The sequence below is a fragment of the Tistrella mobilis KA081020-065 genome (assembly GCF_000264455.2).
In the GTDB taxonomy this organism is placed as follows: domain Bacteria; phylum Pseudomonadota; class Alphaproteobacteria; order Tistrellales; family Tistrellaceae; genus Tistrella; species Tistrella mobilis.
The window spans coordinates 129,175-146,185 of sequence record NC_017956.1 but is presented as its reverse complement, the minus strand read 5'-3'; the positions used below and the strand labels follow the sequence as shown (position 1 = coordinate 146,185).

18 protein-coding genes are annotated in these 17,011 nt (G+C 68.1%); 9 read left to right on the top strand and 9 right to left on the bottom strand.

Going from position 1 to position 17,011, the window contains the following annotated elements; translation table 11 throughout:
- Nucleotides 1–62: 62 nt before the first annotated feature.
- A complete protein-coding gene (locus tag TMO_RS00755; RefSeq protein WP_014743664.1) occupies nt 63–1,052 on the bottom strand; it encodes a TRAP transporter substrate-binding protein in 990 nt (329 codons plus the stop codon).
- Between the two features lie 388 nt (nt 1,053–1,440).
- On the opposite strand from TMO_RS00755, the gene TMO_RS00750 reads away from it, so the two are divergent.
- A complete protein-coding gene (locus TMO_RS00750; protein WP_051045282.1) occupies nt 1,441–2,703 on the top strand; it encodes a GAF domain-containing sensor histidine kinase in 1,263 nt (420 codons plus the stop codon).
- Between the two features lie 9 nt (nt 2,704–2,712).
- Here the strand turns inward: TMO_RS00750 and metW are convergent, their stop codons facing one another.
- The gene (gene metW / locus TMO_RS00745; protein WP_041605168.1) at nt 2,713–3,360 is read right to left on the bottom strand and encodes a methionine biosynthesis protein MetW; all 648 of its coding nucleotides are present in this window, start codon (nt 3,358–3,360) and stop codon (nt 2,713–2,715) included.
- A gap of 41 nt (nt 3,361–3,401) precedes the next feature.
- Complete coding sequence (gene metX / locus TMO_RS00740; protein ID WP_041604768.1) at nt 3,402–4,616, bottom strand: homoserine O-acetyltransferase MetX; 1,215 nt, start codon at nt 4,614–4,616, stop codon at nt 3,402–3,404.
- Nucleotides 4,617–4,918: 302 nt separating this feature from the next.
- Between metX and TMO_RS00735 the strand changes: the two genes are divergently transcribed.
- From TMO_RS00735 to TMO_RS00725, 3 genes are all read left to right on the top strand, one after another.
- The gene (locus TMO_RS00735) at nt 4,919–5,839 is read left to right on the top strand and encodes a chorismate mutase (protein ID WP_014743660.1); all 921 of its coding nucleotides are present in this window, start codon (nt 4,919–4,921) and stop codon (nt 5,837–5,839) included.
- A gap of 138 nt (nt 5,840–5,977) precedes the next feature.
- Nucleotides 5,978–7,078 carry a histidinol-phosphate transaminase gene (hisC, locus tag TMO_RS00730; RefSeq protein ID WP_014743659.1) on the top strand — a complete coding sequence of 367 codons (1,101 nt, stop codon included), beginning with the start codon at nt 5,978–5,980 and terminating at the stop codon, nt 7,076–7,078.
- Nucleotides 7,079–7,156: 78 nt separating this feature from the next.
- On the top strand, nt 7,157–8,053 hold the full coding sequence (locus tag TMO_RS00725) for a prephenate/arogenate dehydrogenase family protein (protein WP_014743658.1): 897 nt from the start codon (nt 7,157–7,159) through the stop codon (nt 8,051–8,053).
- A gap of 36 nt (nt 8,054–8,089) precedes the next feature.
- On the opposite strand, the gene TMO_RS00720 is transcribed toward TMO_RS00725, so the two are convergent.
- Entirely contained in the window at nt 8,090–9,097 is a 1,008-nt protein-coding gene (locus TMO_RS00720; protein ID WP_014743657.1) for a DUF2125 domain-containing protein, read from the bottom strand.
- A gap of 228 nt (nt 9,098–9,325) precedes the next feature.
- Here TMO_RS00720 and TMO_RS00715 point away from each other — a divergent pair, with 228 nt between their 5' ends.
- From TMO_RS00715 to TMO_RS00705, 3 genes are read left to right on the top strand one after another with little or no spacing between them, the layout of a single operon-like run.
- Nucleotides 9,326–9,940, top strand: coding sequence for a gamma-glutamylcyclotransferase (locus TMO_RS00715; protein WP_014743656.1), 615 nt, complete (start codon nt 9,326–9,328; stop codon nt 9,938–9,940).
- A gap of 48 nt (nt 9,941–9,988) precedes the next feature.
- Nucleotides 9,989–10,477, top strand: coding sequence for a PaaI family thioesterase (locus TMO_RS00710; RefSeq protein ID WP_014743655.1), 489 nt, complete (start codon nt 9,989–9,991; stop codon nt 10,475–10,477).
- A complete protein-coding gene (locus TMO_RS00705; RefSeq protein ID WP_014743654.1) occupies nt 10,474–10,908 on the top strand; it encodes a PaaI family thioesterase in 435 nt (144 codons plus the stop codon). Before TMO_RS00710 ends, TMO_RS00705 begins: the two co-directional genes overlap by 4 nt.
- Before the next feature lie 175 nt (nt 10,909–11,083).
- On the opposite strand, the gene TMO_RS00700 is transcribed toward TMO_RS00705, so the two are convergent.
- From TMO_RS00700 to ftsE, 4 genes are read right to left on the bottom strand one after another with little or no spacing between them, the layout of a single operon-like run.
- On the bottom strand, nt 11,084–11,806 hold the full coding sequence (locus tag TMO_RS00700; RefSeq protein WP_014743653.1) for a lysophospholipid acyltransferase family protein: 723 nt from the start codon (nt 11,804–11,806) through the stop codon (nt 11,084–11,086).
- Entirely contained in the window at nt 11,803–12,495 is a 693-nt protein-coding gene (locus tag TMO_RS00695) for a YdcF family protein (protein ID WP_228382247.1), read from the bottom strand. Before TMO_RS00695 ends, TMO_RS00700 begins: the two co-directional genes overlap by 4 nt.
- Nucleotides 12,492–13,379: a cell division protein FtsX gene (locus tag TMO_RS00690; RefSeq protein ID WP_014743651.1), complete on the bottom strand. Its 888-nt coding sequence runs from the start codon at nt 13,377–13,379 to the stop codon at nt 12,492–12,494. The genes TMO_RS00695 and TMO_RS00690 overlap by 4 nt, the downstream gene beginning before the upstream one ends.
- Nucleotides 13,376–14,140 (bottom strand): cell division ATP-binding protein FtsE, encoded by a 765-nt coding sequence (gene ftsE, locus TMO_RS00685; RefSeq protein ID WP_014743650.1) that lies wholly within the window; start codon nt 14,138–14,140, stop codon nt 13,376–13,378. Before ftsE ends, TMO_RS00690 begins: the two co-directional genes overlap by 4 nt.
- A 229-nt stretch (nt 14,141–14,369) precedes the next feature.
- Here ftsE and TMO_RS00680 point away from each other — a divergent pair, with 229 nt between their 5' ends.
- Both TMO_RS00680 and hpt read left to right on the top strand, forming a co-directional pair.
- Nucleotides 14,370–15,029, top strand: a complete 660-nt coding sequence (locus TMO_RS00680; RefSeq protein ID WP_014743649.1) for an MJ0042-type zinc finger domain-containing protein — start codon at nt 14,370–14,372, stop codon at nt 15,027–15,029.
- Nucleotides 15,030–15,098: 69 nt separating this feature from the next.
- Nucleotides 15,099–15,641, top strand: a complete 543-nt coding sequence (gene hpt / locus TMO_RS00675; protein ID WP_014743648.1) for a hypoxanthine phosphoribosyltransferase — start codon at nt 15,099–15,101, stop codon at nt 15,639–15,641.
- Between the two features lie 92 nt (nt 15,642–15,733).
- Here the strand turns inward: hpt and lysA are convergent, their stop codons facing one another.
- The gene (gene lysA, locus TMO_RS00670; protein ID WP_014743647.1) at nt 15,734–16,993 is read right to left on the bottom strand and encodes a diaminopimelate decarboxylase; all 1,260 of its coding nucleotides are present in this window, start codon (nt 16,991–16,993) and stop codon (nt 15,734–15,736) included.
- Nucleotides 16,994–17,011: the final 18 nt, after the last annotated feature.

The window sequence follows — 17,011 nt, the reverse complement described above, 5'->3', positions numbered from 1 at the left end:
CCGCCCCGGGATACGAGGGGCGGCGGACCGGGCCGCCACGGGTCAGGTCCGGCGGGAGAGGATCACTGCTTCCAGTCGCGGATGCGCTTGATCAGCTCCGGATCGAACCGCTTCTCGTATTCGGCATAGGCCGGCTTCAGCTCTTCCAGGAAACGCGCCTTGTCGGGATGCTCGACCACCGTCATGCCGGCGGCTTCGAGCTTGGCGATGCCGTCGGCTTCGAAGGTTTCCACCTGCTTGCGCATGGCATTGGCACCGATCTTGGCCGCTGCCTTGAAGGCCGCCTTATCCTCGTCCGACAGCTCCTCCCAGCGCGACGGCGCCATGATGAACAGGGCCGGCGAATAGACATGACCGGTGAGCGACAGGTACTTCTGCACCTGGGCGAAATTGCCCGACACGATCACCGGGATCGGGTTTTCCTGGCCGTCGATGGTGTGCTGCTGGAGGGCTGTGAACACCTCGGGGAAGGCCATCGGCGTCGGCAGGGCGCCGAGCGTGGTGAAGGCCCGCATATGCACGTCGTTCTGCATGGTGCGGATCTTCAGGCCTTTGACGTCCTCGGGCTCGGTCACCGCCTGCTTGCTGTTGGTCAGATGGCGGAAGCCGTTCTCCGCCCAGGCCAGCGCGATCAGGCCCCGCTCGGGGAACTTGTCCAGCACTTCCTGACCGATCTCGCCGTCGAGCACGCCGCGGGCATGGGCGTAGTCACGGAACAGGAAGGGGATGTCGAAGACCAGGGTCTCGGGCACGAAATTGCCCACGGGGCCGGTCGAGGTCACCACCAGGTCGATGGTCCCGAACTGAGCGCCCTCGATCATCTCGCGCTCACCGCCCAGCGCGTTCGAGGGGAACATCTCCACCTTGAACCGGCCATCGGTCTTTTCCGCCAGCGCATCCGCGAAAGCCTGGGCACCGACGCCGTAATGCGACGTGGCCGGCAGGCTGTAGCCCAGTTTCAGTGTCACAGGATCGGCCGCAACCGCAGCACCGCCGAACATCACCATCCCGAGCAGGGCGGCCGCAGCCGTTCCGAGCATCGTCGGTTTCATCAGGACGTTCCTCCCTCTAAGGTCCCTCGTTCTTCTCATCGTCCGGCGGGGCCGGTTCAGGCGCAAAGCGCCGGAACTCCGTCCCCCGGCCGCCGTTGGCCGCGGCTCGTTCCGGTGCGGCGACGACAATCCCCATCTACCAGGGCTCCTTCCCCAAGGAGCACGCCCCCGAGAGGCATATTTTCCCAAGGGGCATATCGTCGCGCTCTTCTGTTTTATCCTGCGGGCGAGGCCATGTCTCCCCTGGATCCACATGTTGGACGAGCGCATGCGTGGAGGCCGAGCCTTTTTCCGAGGCCCGGCAAGAAGATCGCAGGGCCTTTGCTGTTGCGCACAACGGGCAGGCTGGGTGATCCTGCGAGCGTCCGACCACAGATCGGCCGCCCCCATGACCCGCAACTCTCCAGATCTTCCGGTCAAACCCGATACTGCCTGGCGGCGCACGCTCGCCGCGGCCGATCGGGCAGCCTTGCGCGCACTTGCCCGGGGATGGCCGCTTGAACGGGTGCTGACCATCATCTGCACGGCGATGGAACGGCTGATCGAGGGATCTGCCTGTTCGGTCCTCATCCTCGACGATGACAGGAAGCTGCGTCACGGCGCGGCTCCGCACCTCCCGCAGGCCTATAACGCCGCCATCGACGGCCTGGAGATCGGACCTTCGGCTGGCTCATGCGGCACCGCCGCCTATACCGGCAGACAGGTCGTGGTCGAGGATATCCGCGAGAGCCCGCTTTGGGTGGACTATCGCGATCTGGCCGAGACTGCTGGACTCAGAGCCTGCTGGTCTACGCCGATCCGTGATCCGGAAAGACGGACGATCGGCACATTCGCGATCTACTTCTCCGACCGCCGCGGTCCCACCCGCCAGCATCTGCGGACGGCCGCACATATGGCTGCACTCGCCGCCGTGGCGATCGGGCGGCGGCGGGCAGACGATGCGGTTTTCGAAGCCAAGGCGCGCGCCGAGGCCGCCAGCGCGACCAAGACCACCTTCCTGGCCGGCATGAGCCACGAACTGCGCACGCCGTTGAACGCGATCATCGGTTTCGCCGAAATCATGTCGGCCGAGATGTACGGCCCCCTCGGCTCTCCGCGCTATCAGGATTATACCCGGATCATCGCCACCAGCGGTCGGCACCTGCTCACCCTGATCGACGATCTTCTCGATCTGTCCAAGATCGAGGCCGGACGCATGACGCTGGCTGCGGAACCGGTGGACCTGGCAGGGGTTGCCGCAGACGCCCTTGCGATGGCCGGGGCGGATGCGAAAGCGGTAGAGATCAGGGCACCGGATACGCCGGTCACCGCCCGCGGCGACCGGCGGGCGCTGACCCAGGTCGCGCTCAACCTCGTCAGCAATGCCCTCAAGTTCAACCGACCCGACGGCCGGGTCACCCTGCGGATCTTCAGGCCCGATCAGGATCATGCCGGGCTGGAGGTCAGTGACGAGGGCATCGGCATCCCGGCCGGCCGGCTGGCCGGTCTGGGCCAGCCTTTCGTGCGGGTGGAAAGCGATCACAAGCACCAGGGCACGGGGCTTGGCCTCTACATCTCGCGCAGCCTGATGGAATTGCAGGGTGGCCGGCTCGACATCGACAGCACCGAAGGTATCGGAACCACGGTTCGCGTCACCCTGCCCGCCGCCTGACCACCGGCATCACCCCCGGTCGCGGCTCAGCACGAACATCCCGATCTCGCCGATCAGATTGGCATAGCCGTCCGGCGCATTGCGGCGCACCACCCGGCCGCGACTGTCGAGCGCGAGCGAGATTTCGATCCGCACCCCGGCATGGGCGCAGGACCGGACGAAATCGGTGATCGTACAGAGATGGATATTGGGCGTGTCGTACCAGGCATAGGGCAGTCCGCGCGTCCGCGGCATCCGTCCGCGGATCAGAAGATGCGTCCGGCAGCGCCAATGGCCGAAATTGGGGAAGGAGACGATCGCCCGCCGGCCGATGCGCACCAGATTGCGGATCACCATGTCCGGCCGCCGGGTCGCCTGCAGGGTCTGGCTCAGCACGACCACGTCGAAGGCATCATCGGGGAAGAAGTCGAGATCGTGGTCCGCATCGCCCTGGATCACCGACAGGCCACGAGCGACCGATTCCTGCACACCCTGCTGGCTGATCTCGATGCCGCGGCCGTCGCAGCCCTTCACCCGGTCCAGATAGTGCAGCAACACCCCGTCACCGCAGCCGATGTCGAGAACCCGGGCCTGAGGCTCCACCATGCCGGCGATCAGGTCCAGATCGGGCCGCAGCGCCGGATAGCCGTGCGCATCACGGATGACGCCCGGGCCCATCGGCCGGATCCGGTCGTCGGCCGGCGGGGAGAAGGATCCGGTCATGTCCGGTCGATCCCCGCATGCCCCGCCACGCCGTCCAGGAAGCCTTTGACGATGCGGGCGAAGACCGGCTCGTCGAGCAGGAAGGCATCATGGCCGCGATCGGTCTCGATCTCGGTGAAGCTGACATTGCCGGCAACCGCCGCGATGGCGCGCGCCACGGCACGGCTCTCCGCCGTCGGAAACAGCCAGTCCGACGAGAACGAGATCACGCAGAACCGGACCCGGCTGCCGCGAAAGGCATGGGCCAGCACCCCGCCGTGATCGGCCGCCAGATCGAAATAGTCCATCGCGCGGGTGATGTAGAGATAGCTGTTCGCGTCGAACCGGTCGACGAAGGTGCTGCCCTGATGGCGCAGATAGCTTTCGACCTGAAAATCCGCATCGAAACCATAGGAACGCGCACCCCGATCCTGCAACCGCCGGCCGAATTTGTTGTGCAGCGCCATTTCGGACAGATAGGTGATGTGTGCGGTCATCCGCGCCACCGCCAGCCCCTTGACCGGCCGGCTGCCATGCTCGGCATAGCGCCCGTGATGCCAGTCGGGATCGGCCATGATCGCCTGGCGCCCCACTTCGTGGAAGGCGATGTTCTGCGCAGAATGACGGGCCGCCGTGGCGATCGGCACCGCCGCGAACAGCCGGTCGGGCAGGGATGCCGCCCATTGCAGCACCTGCATGCCGCCCATGGAACCACCCACCACCGCGAACAGCCGCTCGATGCCCAGATGGTCGATCAACAGGGCCTGGGCACGCACCATGTCGGCAATGGTCACGACCGGGAAACCGGTCCCCCAGATCCGGCCGGTCGCGGGATCAATGCCGGCAGGGCCGGTGGACCCCATGCAGCCGCCCAGGATGTTGGAGCAGATCAGGAAGTAGCGGTTGGTATCGATCGCCCGGCCGGGGCCGACCAGGTTTTCCCACCAGCCGGGCTTGCCGGTCACCGGATGGGTGCCGAGCACATGCTGATCACCGGTCAGGGCATGACAGATCAGGATGGCGTTCGACCGCGCCGCGTTCAGCCGGCCAAAGGTGGTGTAGGCGATCTCGATCGGCCCCAGGCTGCGGCCGCAATCGAGCGGCATCGGTTTGTCCACGGCCAGACATGCGATGCGGGTGACGCCGTCGGGCGCCCACCGGTCATTCTGTCCGGGACCCTCCGGCGGCGGATCCTCCGGCCCGTCTGGGGCCCGCCCGGCATCGGGGGCCATGGACGCCTCCCATCATCTCAGGTTGCATCCTGATCGCATTATGACGACCAGTTGGGAAGACAGCTAGCGGCCGCCCCCCGGCCAGTGTCAACGTTTTCTTTGATTTTGACCGTGCCCGCGACTATCAATGAACGCCGGGCAGCGGACGCCCGACGATCGGTGGCGCGCGGCGTCTGCACGCAGCCGCACCTGCCGCGCCGACCGTTCCCGTCCGATGCCCGTCCGCCCGCCCCCCCTCGTCCACGATCGACCGCGCCGGCCGCACCCACGCGCCTCGCGTGTTCCCGGAGATCGCGCCGCCCATGTCCAGCACGGAACCGACGCCCGAAGAACGCCTTGATGCGCTGCGCCGGCAGATCGACACCATCGACGACGATCTCCATGACCTGATCGTTCGCCGGACGGAGCTGGTGGAGCGTGTGGGTGAGATCAAGCGCGAGGCCTGGGGGCAGGTCAGCTTCATCCGCCCCGGCCGCGAGGCGCGCATGCTACGCCGGCTGAACGCCCAGCATCGCGGACGTTTCCCGCGACCGGTCCTGCTCCGGCTGTGGCGCGAGATGATCATCGGGTCGCTGTGTCTGGAAGGTCCGTTCTCGGTCGCGGTGCTGGATACGCGCGGCGACGGCGAGTACTGGGATCTTTCCCGCGACCATTTCGGCTCCTTCGCTCCGATGCATGCCTGGCGCAGCGCTTCCGACGTGCTGGCAGAGGTCAGCTCGGGCAATGCCACGGTGGGCGTCCTTCCCATTCCGGGGACCGGCGGTGCCGATGGCGATGCCCATTGGTGGCGCGGTCTGTTCAGCGAACGGCCGGGCACGCCCAAGGTCATCGCCCGCCTGCCCTTCGTCCGCATGCCCAACAGCCGGGCTCAGGATCTGGACGGCCTGGTGATCGCCACCCTCGAGCCCGAGGCAACCGGCGACGACCGCACCCTGATCGCGGTCGAACTCGAAGGCTCCGAAATCAGCCGCGACCGGCTGTTCGAAGGCTTCGACCGCGCAGGGCTCAAGGCCCGCTGGGTGGACAGCCACGTGACCGGTGGCCCGGCGAATCTGCGCACCCATCTTCTGGAAGTGGCCGAATTCGTCGGGGCCGGCGACGAGCGGCTCGGCCGCCTGGCCGGCTGCTTCAACGACGTGGCCGTGCGGGTGATCCCGATCGGCGGATATGCCACGCCGCTTTCGGCCGAGGAACTGCGATACCCCGCGCCGCCGGCCGAATAAGCCGGCGGCCGCCCCCGCATCGGCAGAGTGCCCGCGCCCCCGGGCCAGAAGACCAGAGACAGTGATCCGCCCGGCAGCCGCGACATTCCTGCGCACGGCCTTGCACGGGCCGCGGTTGACGATGAGTGGAGACCCCGCATGACCGCCCTTACGCCCCGTCCGGGCATCATGGACATCAAGCCCTATGTCGGTGGCAAGAATTCGGCCGACGGCGCCGTCCGGTCGATCAAGCTCGCCTCGAACGAGAACGATCTGGGCCCCAGCCCCAAGGCGGTGGAGGCCTATCTCTCCTGTGCATCGATGCTGCACCGCTATCCCGAAGGCGGTGCCGACGACCTGCGCGAGGCGATTGCCGAGGTGCACGGGCTCGATCCCGCGCGGATCGTCACCGGCTGCGGCTCGGATGAAGTGCTGACCCTGCTGACCCGCGCCTATGCGGGGCCCGAGGATCACGTCCTCTACAGCCAGTACGGCTTCCTGATGTATCCGCTGAATGCCAGGGGCGTGGGTGCGCAGCCGGTAGCGGCCCCCGAACAGGCGCTGGTCGCCGATGTCGACCAGCTTCTGGCCAAGGTCACGCCGAACACCCGGATCGTGTTCCTGGCCAACCCGAACAACCCGACCGGCAGCCTGCTGCCGTTCCCGGAGGTCCGCCGCCTGCATGCCGGCCTGCCGGCCTCGACCCTGCTGGTGCTGGACGCGGCCTATGCCGAATACGTCACCGACCCCGACTACTCGCCCGGTACCGAACTGGTCGACGCCGCCGACAATGTCGTGATGGCCCGGACCTTCTCGAAGATCTACGGCCTCGCCGCCCTGCGCGTCGGCTGGGCCTATTGCTCGCCCGTCGTCGCCGACGTGCTGAACCGGATCCGCAACCCGTTCAACGTGCCGCTACCGGCGCAGATCGCCGCCGCCGCCGCTGTGCGTGACCAGGAACATGTAGCCCGGGTGCGCGACTACACGGTCGCCAAGCGGACCTGGCTTGCGGGCGAGCTGACGGCCCTTGGCCTGACCGTCCATCCCAGCCACGGCAATTTCCTGCTGGTCGACTTCCCCGCCGAAGGGCCGAACACCGCCGCCCGCGTCTACGAAGCGCTGATGGCCGACGGCATCATCCTGCGCGCCATGGCGAGCTACGGCCTGCCCAATGCCCTGCGCATCACCATCGGTGCCGCCGACAGCCTCGACATCATGCTGGCCTCGCTGAAGAACATCCTGGGCCGCAACGCCGACTGATCATCGCCGTAGCGGACGGGGCGCCGGTCGCCTCGTCCCGCTGCCGACACCTGCCCTCCGCCTTCCGGAACCCGTCTCATGGTCAAGAACCCCCCGGTCATCGGCCGCCTTGCCATTCTCGGCATCGGCCTCATCGGCAGCTCCGTCTCCCGGGCGGCCCGCCAGTATGGCGCCGCGGGCGAGGTGGTGGCCTATGATCCGGATGCCGGACGGCTGGCGACGGCATTGGAGCTTTCGGCCATCGATCGTGCCGCGACCAGCATCGCGGATGCGGTGGCCGATGCCGACATGGTGCTGATCTGCGCACCGGTGGGTGCCATGGGCGGCATCGCCGCAGCCGCGGCCCCGGCCATGCGGCCCGGCGCCATCCTCTCAGATGTGGGGTCGACCAAGACCTCGGTCGTCGCCGACGTCGCCCCGCATGTCCCGGCCGGCATCCATTTCGTCCCCGCCCATCCGGTTGCCGGCACCGAAAAGTCAGGCCCGGAGCACGGCTTCGCCACGCTGTTCGACGGCCGCTGGTGCATCCTGACCCCGCCCTCGATCGAAGGGGCCGATGCCGGTGCGGTCGATCTCTGCACCCGGTTCTGGCGGGCGATGGGCAGCAATGTCGACGTGATGACGCCCGAGCACCACGACACGGTTCTGGCGATCACCTCGCATCTGCCGCATCTGATCTCGTACACCATCGTCGGCACGGTCATGGACCTGGAGGAGCACCACCACTGGGAGGTGTTCAAATATGCCGCGGGTGGCTTCCGCGATTTCTCGCGCCTGGCGGGGTCCGACCCGGTGATGTGGCGTGACGTCTTCCTGAACAACCGCGATGCGGTGCTGGAAATGCTCGGCCGCTTCACCGAGGATCTTCAGGCCCTGCAGCGGGCGATCCGCTGGGGCGAGGCGGACAAGCTCGAAGCCTTGTTCACCCGCACCCGCGACGCCCGGCGGGCGATCATCGAGGCGCGCCAGGCCTGACGCGCCTCCGACCCTGAGAACACCTCCGGGTCGTTGTCAGGACGGCTGCTCGGGCGGCAGCAGCGGTGCAACGGGCACGATCGGCAGGCCGGCCACGGTCAGCACGCCGGCCTGGATCGTCACCGGCACCCGCACCGCCTTGCGGCCGCCCTCCTCGACCTGTTCGAACAGGCCCAGCATCTGTTCCAGCATGGTGCGGACCTGCGGCGTCATGCGGCCGGACCGTTCCAGCCGGGCGAGCAATTCCTCGGCGCCGGCGATGCGGAAGGAGGCCGCCCCCTCGGGCCTCAGCAGTTTGTCGACCGCGAACGTGCCGTCGCCGGTCACCGTCACCTCGCCGGCGATCGCCTCGAAGCGGGTGAGGTCGACCGTGCCCCCGGCATCGCGCCAGCGTTCCAGCGCCGCACGATCGACCGGCTCGTCGATCGGCTGCGGCCGGGTGACGTCGATGAACAGCCGCGACAGCATCGGATAATCTTCTGCCTCGGGGTCGAGCCCTTCCATCTCCAGTGCCGCACGGGCGCCACCCTCGGCCTCGCGGCGCTCATGGACCTGAAGCCGCTCCATGGTGAAGGCGGCAGGCGGGGCATCGCCTTCGATCATGCGCCCCTTGATCTTCGTCATGTCGAGCGCCCCGCGCTCCAGCCGGCCGGCCTCGTCGAAGACCAGGCTCGACGCGGCGTGTTCGGGTTCGAGCTCGATCCGCGCCGTGGCATCGGCAAAGGCGATCGGGCCCTCGATCACCGCCACCAGATGGCGCATCTGCAAGGGCTGCACATAGACCACCACCCGGTCGGCCCGGACGGTATTGCGGCCGTTCTCCGCCGTCAGCACCGGCTGCGGCACGGTCGCCTCCACCCGGAACGGCCAGCCGTTCACGGCCACGTCTCCATGCGCAAAACTGCGCCCGGATGTCGCCTGGTCGGCCGCAAAGGCGTCGACGGACGCCTTCACCTCGTCGGCGATGCGGAACCAGACCACCGTCCAGGCCCCAAGGGCGACCACCGGGATGGCAAGGAGAACGAACACACGCTTCAGTCGCATGAGGCCAGGGCTTTCTCCGTTGGACGGCAGCACCACGAGCGGCACGGCTGGGGCCTGTATAACGCGGCGAGGAACAGGGGTCGAGATATGGGAGGATCGCCCCTCAATGGTCACGGGGCTGCGGCCCGGTCATGGACAGCCAGACGGTCACAAAGCTTTTCGCGCCCGCAGGTCGCGGCGTAGACTGCACGGCTGAAACTGCCGGACGGGCATGACATGGGAAGGCGGATGATGTCGATGGACGGTGGCGACGTCTGGGTGTTCGGCTACGGCTCTCTGATGTGGCGGCCGGGCTTCGAGCCGGCAGAGGCCCGGGCAGCGCTGCTCTACGGCTATCACCGCGCATTGTGCATCTATTCCACCCGCTATCGCGGCACGCCCGAGCGGCCCGGTCTGGTGATGGGGCTGGATCGCGGCGGCGCCTGCCGGGGCATCGCCTTCCGTATCCGGGCCGACGAAACCCGAACCGTGCTCGCCTATCTGGACGACCGCGAGATGGGCCAGGATGATCGGGTCTATCTGCGCCGGATTCTGCCGGTCCGGCTCGACGACGGCCGCCGGGTACCGGCCGTCACCTATGTCGCCGATCGCAACGGCGCCCGCTATACCGGCCGGCTGGGGCTGGAACACATGGCGGAGCTGGTCCGCGCCGGCACCGGCATGATGGGAACGGCCCGGGACTATCTGTCGCAGACGCTGGAGCGGATGGCCGAGATGGGCCTGCATGGCGGCCCGCTCCGCGACGTTCTGGACGCGGTGGCACGCGGCGTCGAGGTCCCGACGGCGGAGTACACCCGCGCAACAAATTTGCCTTCCGGGCCCACCTCGGGTAAGCACGTGTAGGATCAGAAGAACCAAGGCGATGGAAACGCACAGGACGGCCGCCAGACGATGACCGAAACGGACGGAACGCCCGCCGGAAAAGGGGCACTCGATACGGGCAACAATCCCGCCCTCAGGGCGATCTTCGGCGAAGACCACCCGCTGATCAGCCATTTCGGTCTCGAAGTGCTGGAGATCGACAAGGGTCTGGCGGTGGTGCGCCTGCCCTATCGCAGCTTCATGATCGGCAACCCCGAGACCGGCGTGCTGCACGGCGGCGTGGTCACCACGCTGATCGACAGCGCCTGCGGCATTGCGGTTTTCACCGCCCTGCCCCGGCTGCAGCCGATCGCGACGCTCGACCTGCGCATCGACTATATGCGCCCGTCCACGCCGAACAAATGGCTGCACGCCCGCGCCCGGGTAACCCGCGTCACCCCCAATGTTGCCTTCGTCACCGCCGAAGCCTGGCACGAGGGCGAGGACGGCCCCATCGCCACCGCCGCCGGCAGCTTCATGATCGGCACCAAGGTGACCCATCGCGAGGACGCCGAATGACCAGCCTTCAGGATGCCATCGAGCGGTCGCGCGCCACCGGCGACTTCACGCCCCTGAACCAGGCGGTGCCCTATGCCCGGTTCCTGAACCTCACCGCCAATCTGGTCGAGGACGAACTGGTCTTCCGGATGGGCTATCGCCCGGAGCATATCGGCAACCCGGTGCTTCGGGCGCTGCATGGCGGGATCATCGGCTCGCTGCTGGAAACCGCAGCCCTCTCCCACGTCACCTGGGAGATGTCGCAGGTCCGCGTGCCCAAGACGATCACCATCACCATCGACTATCTGCGCTCGGGCCGGGCCGTGGATACCTATGCCACCAGCCGGATCACCAAGATGGGCCGTCGGGTGGTCAATGTTCACACCACGGCATGGCAGGAAGACCGGGCGCGCCCGATCGCCTCGGCCATCGCACATTTCCTGATCGACTGAACACGGCTCCGGGGATTTCATCCACATTTCGGACGACATGTGGATGCCGGCGCTGACTCCTTTTCAGATCAAAGAGTTAAAAAGACTCTCAGACTCTGTTCAGCCCGGATGCCCGCACGGATCCCCAGATCATACACAGAGTTATCCACAGACTGCGGTGGATGGTCGCATCACCTCAGCGCTCCCCGGATGATCCATGCGCCAACCGGGCCGAGGCCGGCTCGATGACCGCCGCGACGGCATCGAGCAGCGCATCCCCCTGGAGCCCGGGGGCCAGCGGCGGCAGGATCTCGATCACCGTCACCCCCGGCCGCTTGTCCAGCAGGCCCTTGCCCCAGAACAGGCCGGTGTTGAGCGCCACCGGCACCACCGGCAGATCGGGAGTGGCCCGCGCCACCAGGGCAAGCCCGCGCTTGTAATCGGGCGGCGCACCGGGCGCACGGCGGGTGCCTTCGGGAAAGATGATCAGGGGCCGGCGCTCGGCCGCACAGGCCCGGGCAGCGGTGTGCATCCGCCTGAGCGCAGACGGTCCGCGCGCCCGGTCGATCGGCACCATGCCCACCCGCTTCAGATACCAGCCGAAGACCGGTATAGAGGTCAGCTCCCGCTTGAGCACGAAGGCCGGCCGGTCGAAAAGCGCGCCCAGCACGAAAGTCTCCAGCATCGACTGATGCTTGGCAGCGATGATGAAGGGCTCCGGCGGCAGATGCGCGCGGCCGCGGATCTCGACCCTGAGGCCGACCAGCAGCCTCAGCACCGCCAGGAACCCCCGGATCCACACCCGGCGCAGCCACCAGAGCGCCCCCCGACTCCAGGCGACGGGCAGGGCCGCCAGCATGATCACCGTGCCCCAGAGATAGAAGAACAGGCTGAAGACCAGCGCCCGCACCGCAGTCATGCCCCGACCTCGTCAACCATGCCGGCCGGCCAGGGCAACAGCTTGCGGAGCAGCCAGTCCCGCGCCCAGGCGACCAGGAATTTCTGATACTCGGCCAGGAACAGCGCGGCCGTGCCCGGCCAGCGCCACCAGCCGTCCTGCTTGACATGTTCCGGGATGACCGGATGGGGCAGGATCTCCACCCCCGGCAAGGCACGGCGAAACTCGATCAGAGCCCGCGGCAGATGATAGGACGCCGTGACCAGGCGGATCGAGCGCACGCCCTGCGCCTCTGCCCAGCCCCAGGTCTCGCGGGCATTGCCCACCGTGTCGCCGGCGGAAAAGCCCAGCACCACGCGCCCCGCATAGTCTGCGGCCTCACGTCCCGACGCTTTCAGCAGGCCAGGCAGGTCGACCCGGCGGTCGACACCCGAAATGAACAGCCGCGGAGCCGCCCCCGCATCCAGCAGATCCAGCCCCACCCCCAGCCGGTCGGCGCCGCCAGTCAACACCACGATTGCATCGGTGCGCCGCCAGTCGGGCGGGGTTTCGGACGGTAGGGTTTCGGCATAGATCACGAAACCGGCTGCCCAGGCCCCCACCGCCACCAGCAGCAGGCGCCAGACCAGCAGGCGCAACCGCCAGGGGCGCCGTCGCGGTCCCCCTGCCGATGCGCCGCCCAGCCGCCGCCCACGGCCACGGCGGCTCACGGCATCGCCCTCAGGCGCCGGATGACGGTGATGCGGGCGACCAATGCCGCCACCACCGCCAGGGCCGGCGTCACCAGAATGAGGCCGCCCCAGCCGACCGGCCCGGGATCGAGCCGCGGCAGCAGCGGCGCCGAGGTTTCGGGCAGAACCGCGCCCGCGGCAAAGACCAGCGCCGCCGCCACCAGGCTGCCGGCCAGGCCGCCCCAGAAGCCGACCCGGAGCCCCTGCATGGCGAACTGCCGGGCGACATAGTCGTCGGGTGCGCCCATGACATGGAGGATGTCGATGGTCTCGCGATGGATGGCCAGCGCGGTCTTGACCGCAAAAATCACCGCCAGCGCGGCGGCAAGCCCGAAGAGCGCGCCCAGCCCCGCCGCGGCTGCCTGCACCGTGCGGCCGATCGCCGCCAGCCGCGCCACCCAGTCGCCCGGCCGTTCCAGCCGGGCGCCCTCGATCAGCTCGGCGATGCGATCGGACAAGGCCTCGATCTCCCCCGGCCGGGCCGGTGCGAGCGTCAGATCGACCAGGGTCGGCAGCGGCAGATCCACCTCGGCCAGTTCCGGCCCCAACCAGGGGGAGACCAGGGCTTCGGCATCCTCGCGCGGGACCGGCCGGATCTCGCGCACCAGCGGCTCGGCCTCCAGCAGCCCGATCAATGGCCCGAGCCGGGCATCGGGCCCGTGATCCTGATCTTCCGATGCCGGCAACCAGATGGTCGCCCGATCGCCGAGCGCCGCGGCCCAACGATCGATCGCCCGGTCGGCCGTGCCGATCGCGATCAGGGCCAGCGCCAGCAGGGCCGCCATCGGCGCCAGCAGCCAGGGCAGAAAACGCGCCGACAGATCCCGGCCGAGCGGCAGGCCCGCACCACGACGACCGATCATGACCGCCCCTCCCCGCGCGTGTCTTCGGCGCGTGGCGCCACCGGCGCCGTGCGCTGAACCACGGGTCCCCGCGGCGGCGGGGCGGGCGGCATGGTCTTCAGCCGTCCCTCGGTCAGCACCAGGCGGGGATGGCGAAAGCGGGCAAGCAAGGTCGTGTCATGGGTGGCGATCACGATGGTCGTGCCCAGCTTGTTCAGCTCTTCGAAGAGGTGCATCAGCTTCAGGCCCATCTCGGCATCCAGATTGCCGGTCGGCTCGTCGGCAAGCAGAAGCCGCGGCCGGACCACAACCGCCCGGGCGATCGCCAGGCGCTGCTGCTGGCCACCCGACAGCGTGGCGGGTGAGGCCGCTTCATGCTCACCCAGCCCCACCCAGGCCAGCAGCTCCCCCACATCGCGGCGGATCTCGGCCTCCGGCGCCTTCAGGATGCGCAACGGCAGGGCGACGTTGTCGAACACGCTCAGATGCGGCAGCAGGCGGAAATCCTGGAAGACCACGCCCATGCGCTGACGCATGCGTGCGCGATCGGCACGGCCGAGTTCGCGGACATCCCGGCCGAAGAGCGAAATCTGCCCCGCCGTCGGCCGCTGGGCCAGGTAGAGCAGCCGCAGAAGTGTGGACTTGCCGGCACCGCTCGGGCCGGTCAGAAAGTGATAAGAGCCGGGTGCGAGGCTGAAGCTGACGCCGTGCAGCACCTCGGCGCCGCCGTCATACCGCATGCCGACGTCGTCGAACCGGACTAGAGCCGTCTCGTCGGCCATCGATCCTGCCTGTTGCGAGGGGGTTCCGTAGGAGGGTATCCTCATGACGCGCCGCGGGAAGCATGGCACGGGGCCGGTGGCCTTGCAACCGGCACCCGGTGGAGCCTATAACCCGCCCGGACGGAGGCTGCAACCTTGGCTGCACCCGTTCATCCGGCGCGAGGACCTCCCCTGCCAGGCCGCCCGGCGGCACGGCGCATGCCGCCCCGCACACCCTCGGTTTCGAGCGATGATCCTGACCTGCCCGGCCTGTTCGACCCGCTATACGCTCGACCCGCAGTCCCTGGGCCCTGATGGCCGGAAGGTGCGTTGCACCCAATGCGGCCATGTCTGGCACCAGGACCCGCCGGCCGACATGCCGCGCCCCCTGGCGCTGCCCCGTGACGAGAACCCCGACGAGCCCGCCAGCCTGTACGAGCGGCGCCCGGTTGCCATGGATATGGCCCCCGCCCGCAGCCCGCGCTGGCCGGCCTTCACCGCCCTCGGCATCGTGATCGCCGCGATGATCGGCGGCCTGATCGTGGGCCGGGAACAGGTGGTACGCGCCCTGCCCTTCACCGCCGCCGTCTATGGCACGCTGGGCCTGGGTGTCGGGGGAGAGGTGCTGGGGCTCGAGGTTCGCAACCTGGTTGCCCGGGGCGAAACGGTCGAGGGACGGCCGATCCTCGAAATCGACGGCGAGATCTACAATCTCTCCGACGGTGTCCGGGCCGTTCCGCCGCTCACGATCATGTATTACGGCGCGGGCGGTCAGGAACTCGGAACGTCGAGCTTCAGCGTCTCGTCGAACCGCATGCTGCCCGGCGAGGTTCTACGCTTCAACCAGCGGGTCGAAAATCCGCCGCGAGAGGCAGTCCGCTTCGACGTGCGCTTCTCGGCCGCAGAATAGACTCCCAAAGGCGCCGCCGCCGCCAGGCGCGGCGCCTTATCCATCCCCGACATCTGGAGACCAGACCGCATGCGTCCGGAAGGCGACATCCGCACCCTGATCAGCCGAGGCGAAATCGACCAGAGGATCCAGGGGCTCTCCTCGGAGATCGCGTCGAGCATGGGGCCGGAACCATTGCTGGTCGCCATCCTGAAGGGCAGCTTCGTCTTCTGCGCCGATCTGATCCGGGGCCTGCACGGCGCCGGCATGCAGCCTCAGGTCGATTTCATGATGCTGTCCAGCTATGGCCGCAGCACCACCAGCTCGGGCGTGGTCGAGATCCGCAAGGACGTGACCGACTCGGTCGAGGGCCGCCAGATCCTGCTGATCGACGACATCCTGGAAAGCGGCCGCACCCTGCGCTTCGCCCGCGCTCACCTGCTGTCGCGCGGCGCTGCGGAGGTGAAATCCTGCGTGCTGCTCCACAAGCCCGGCAAGGCGAAGGTGGAGTTCCAGGCCGATCATGTGGGCTTCACCGTCGACGACCTGTTCGTGATCGGCTACGGCCTCGACTACGCTCATTATTTCCGCGAGCTGCCCTTTATCGGCGTGCTGGCCCCCAAAGAGGGCTGACCCCGCTCGGCAGCCCGGCGGTCGAACGGCAAGAGGGCGGCAGCCGGTCACCGGCTGCCGCCCTCTTCATTCATGCGCGGGTCCGCCGGATCTCAGATCCAGTCGGGGACACGGTCCATCGCGATCAGCTCGTCGACCGTCTGGCGCGGACGGATGACGGCATAGCGGTCGCCATCGACCAGCACCTCGGGCACCAGTTCGCGGGCATTGTAGGTGTTGGACATGGTGGCGCCATAGGCACCGGCAGAACGGAAGGCGACCAGATCGCCCCGCGCCACCGGCGGCATCGGCCGCTCCCGGGCGAAGACGTCGGTGCTCTCGCAGACGGGGCCCACGATCTCCACCGGGTCCCGCGGCGCCCCGGCCGCGGGCTCGTTGACAGCCACCACCTCGTGATAGGCGTCGTAGAGGGCCGGACGCATCAGGTCGTTCATGCCCGCATCCAGGATCAGGAAGCGCTTGCTCGCCGTCTCCTTGACATAGACCACCTCGGAGAGCATCAGCCCGGCATTGCCGACGATCACCCGGCCCGGCTCGAAAATCAGCTTCAGATCCAGGTTGCCGGTCACCCGGTGCACCATCTCCGCATAGGCCTGGGGCGCAGGCGGCGTCTCGTCGCTATAGGGGATGCCGAGGCCGCCCCCCAGATCGAGATGGCGGATCGGGTGACCTTCGGCCTTGAGCCTGCGGATCAGCTCCACCGTGCGGGTGAAAGCCGCCTCGAAGGGTTCGAGCTTCGAAAGCTGCGAGCCGATATGCAGGTCGATGCCGGTCGCCTCGACATGCGGCAGCCGTCGGGCATGGGCGTAGACGTCGATCGCGCGATCCCAGGCGATGCCGAACTTGTTGTCGGCCTTGCCGGTGGTGATCTTGGCATGGGTGCCGGCATCGACATCGGGGTTGATGCGCAGCGACACCCGCGCCGTCACCCCCATGGCTGCCGCCACCTGCTCGATCGCGTCCAGTTCGGCGTCGCTTTCGACGTTGAACTGAAGGATGCCCGCCTCCAGCGCCGCGCGGATCTCGGCATCGGTCTTGGCCACGCCGGAGAACACGATCTTCCCGGCCGGGATGCCGGCAGCCAGAGCACGCTTCATCTCGCCTGCCGAGACGACATCGGCGCCATAGCCCTCCGCCGCCAGCAGCTTCAGGACCGCCTGATTGCCATTGGCCTTCACGGCATAGCAGATCAGCGGATCCAGCCCCGCCAGCGCGTCGCGAAAGACGCGGGCATGGCGGGTCAGGGTCGCGCGGGAATAGACGTAGACCGGGGTGCCCACCTCGGCCGCGATCCGGGTCAGCGGCACGTCCTCGGCATGGAGGATGCCGTTGCGGTATTCGAAATGATCCATGTCGTCCTCGGGATCGGG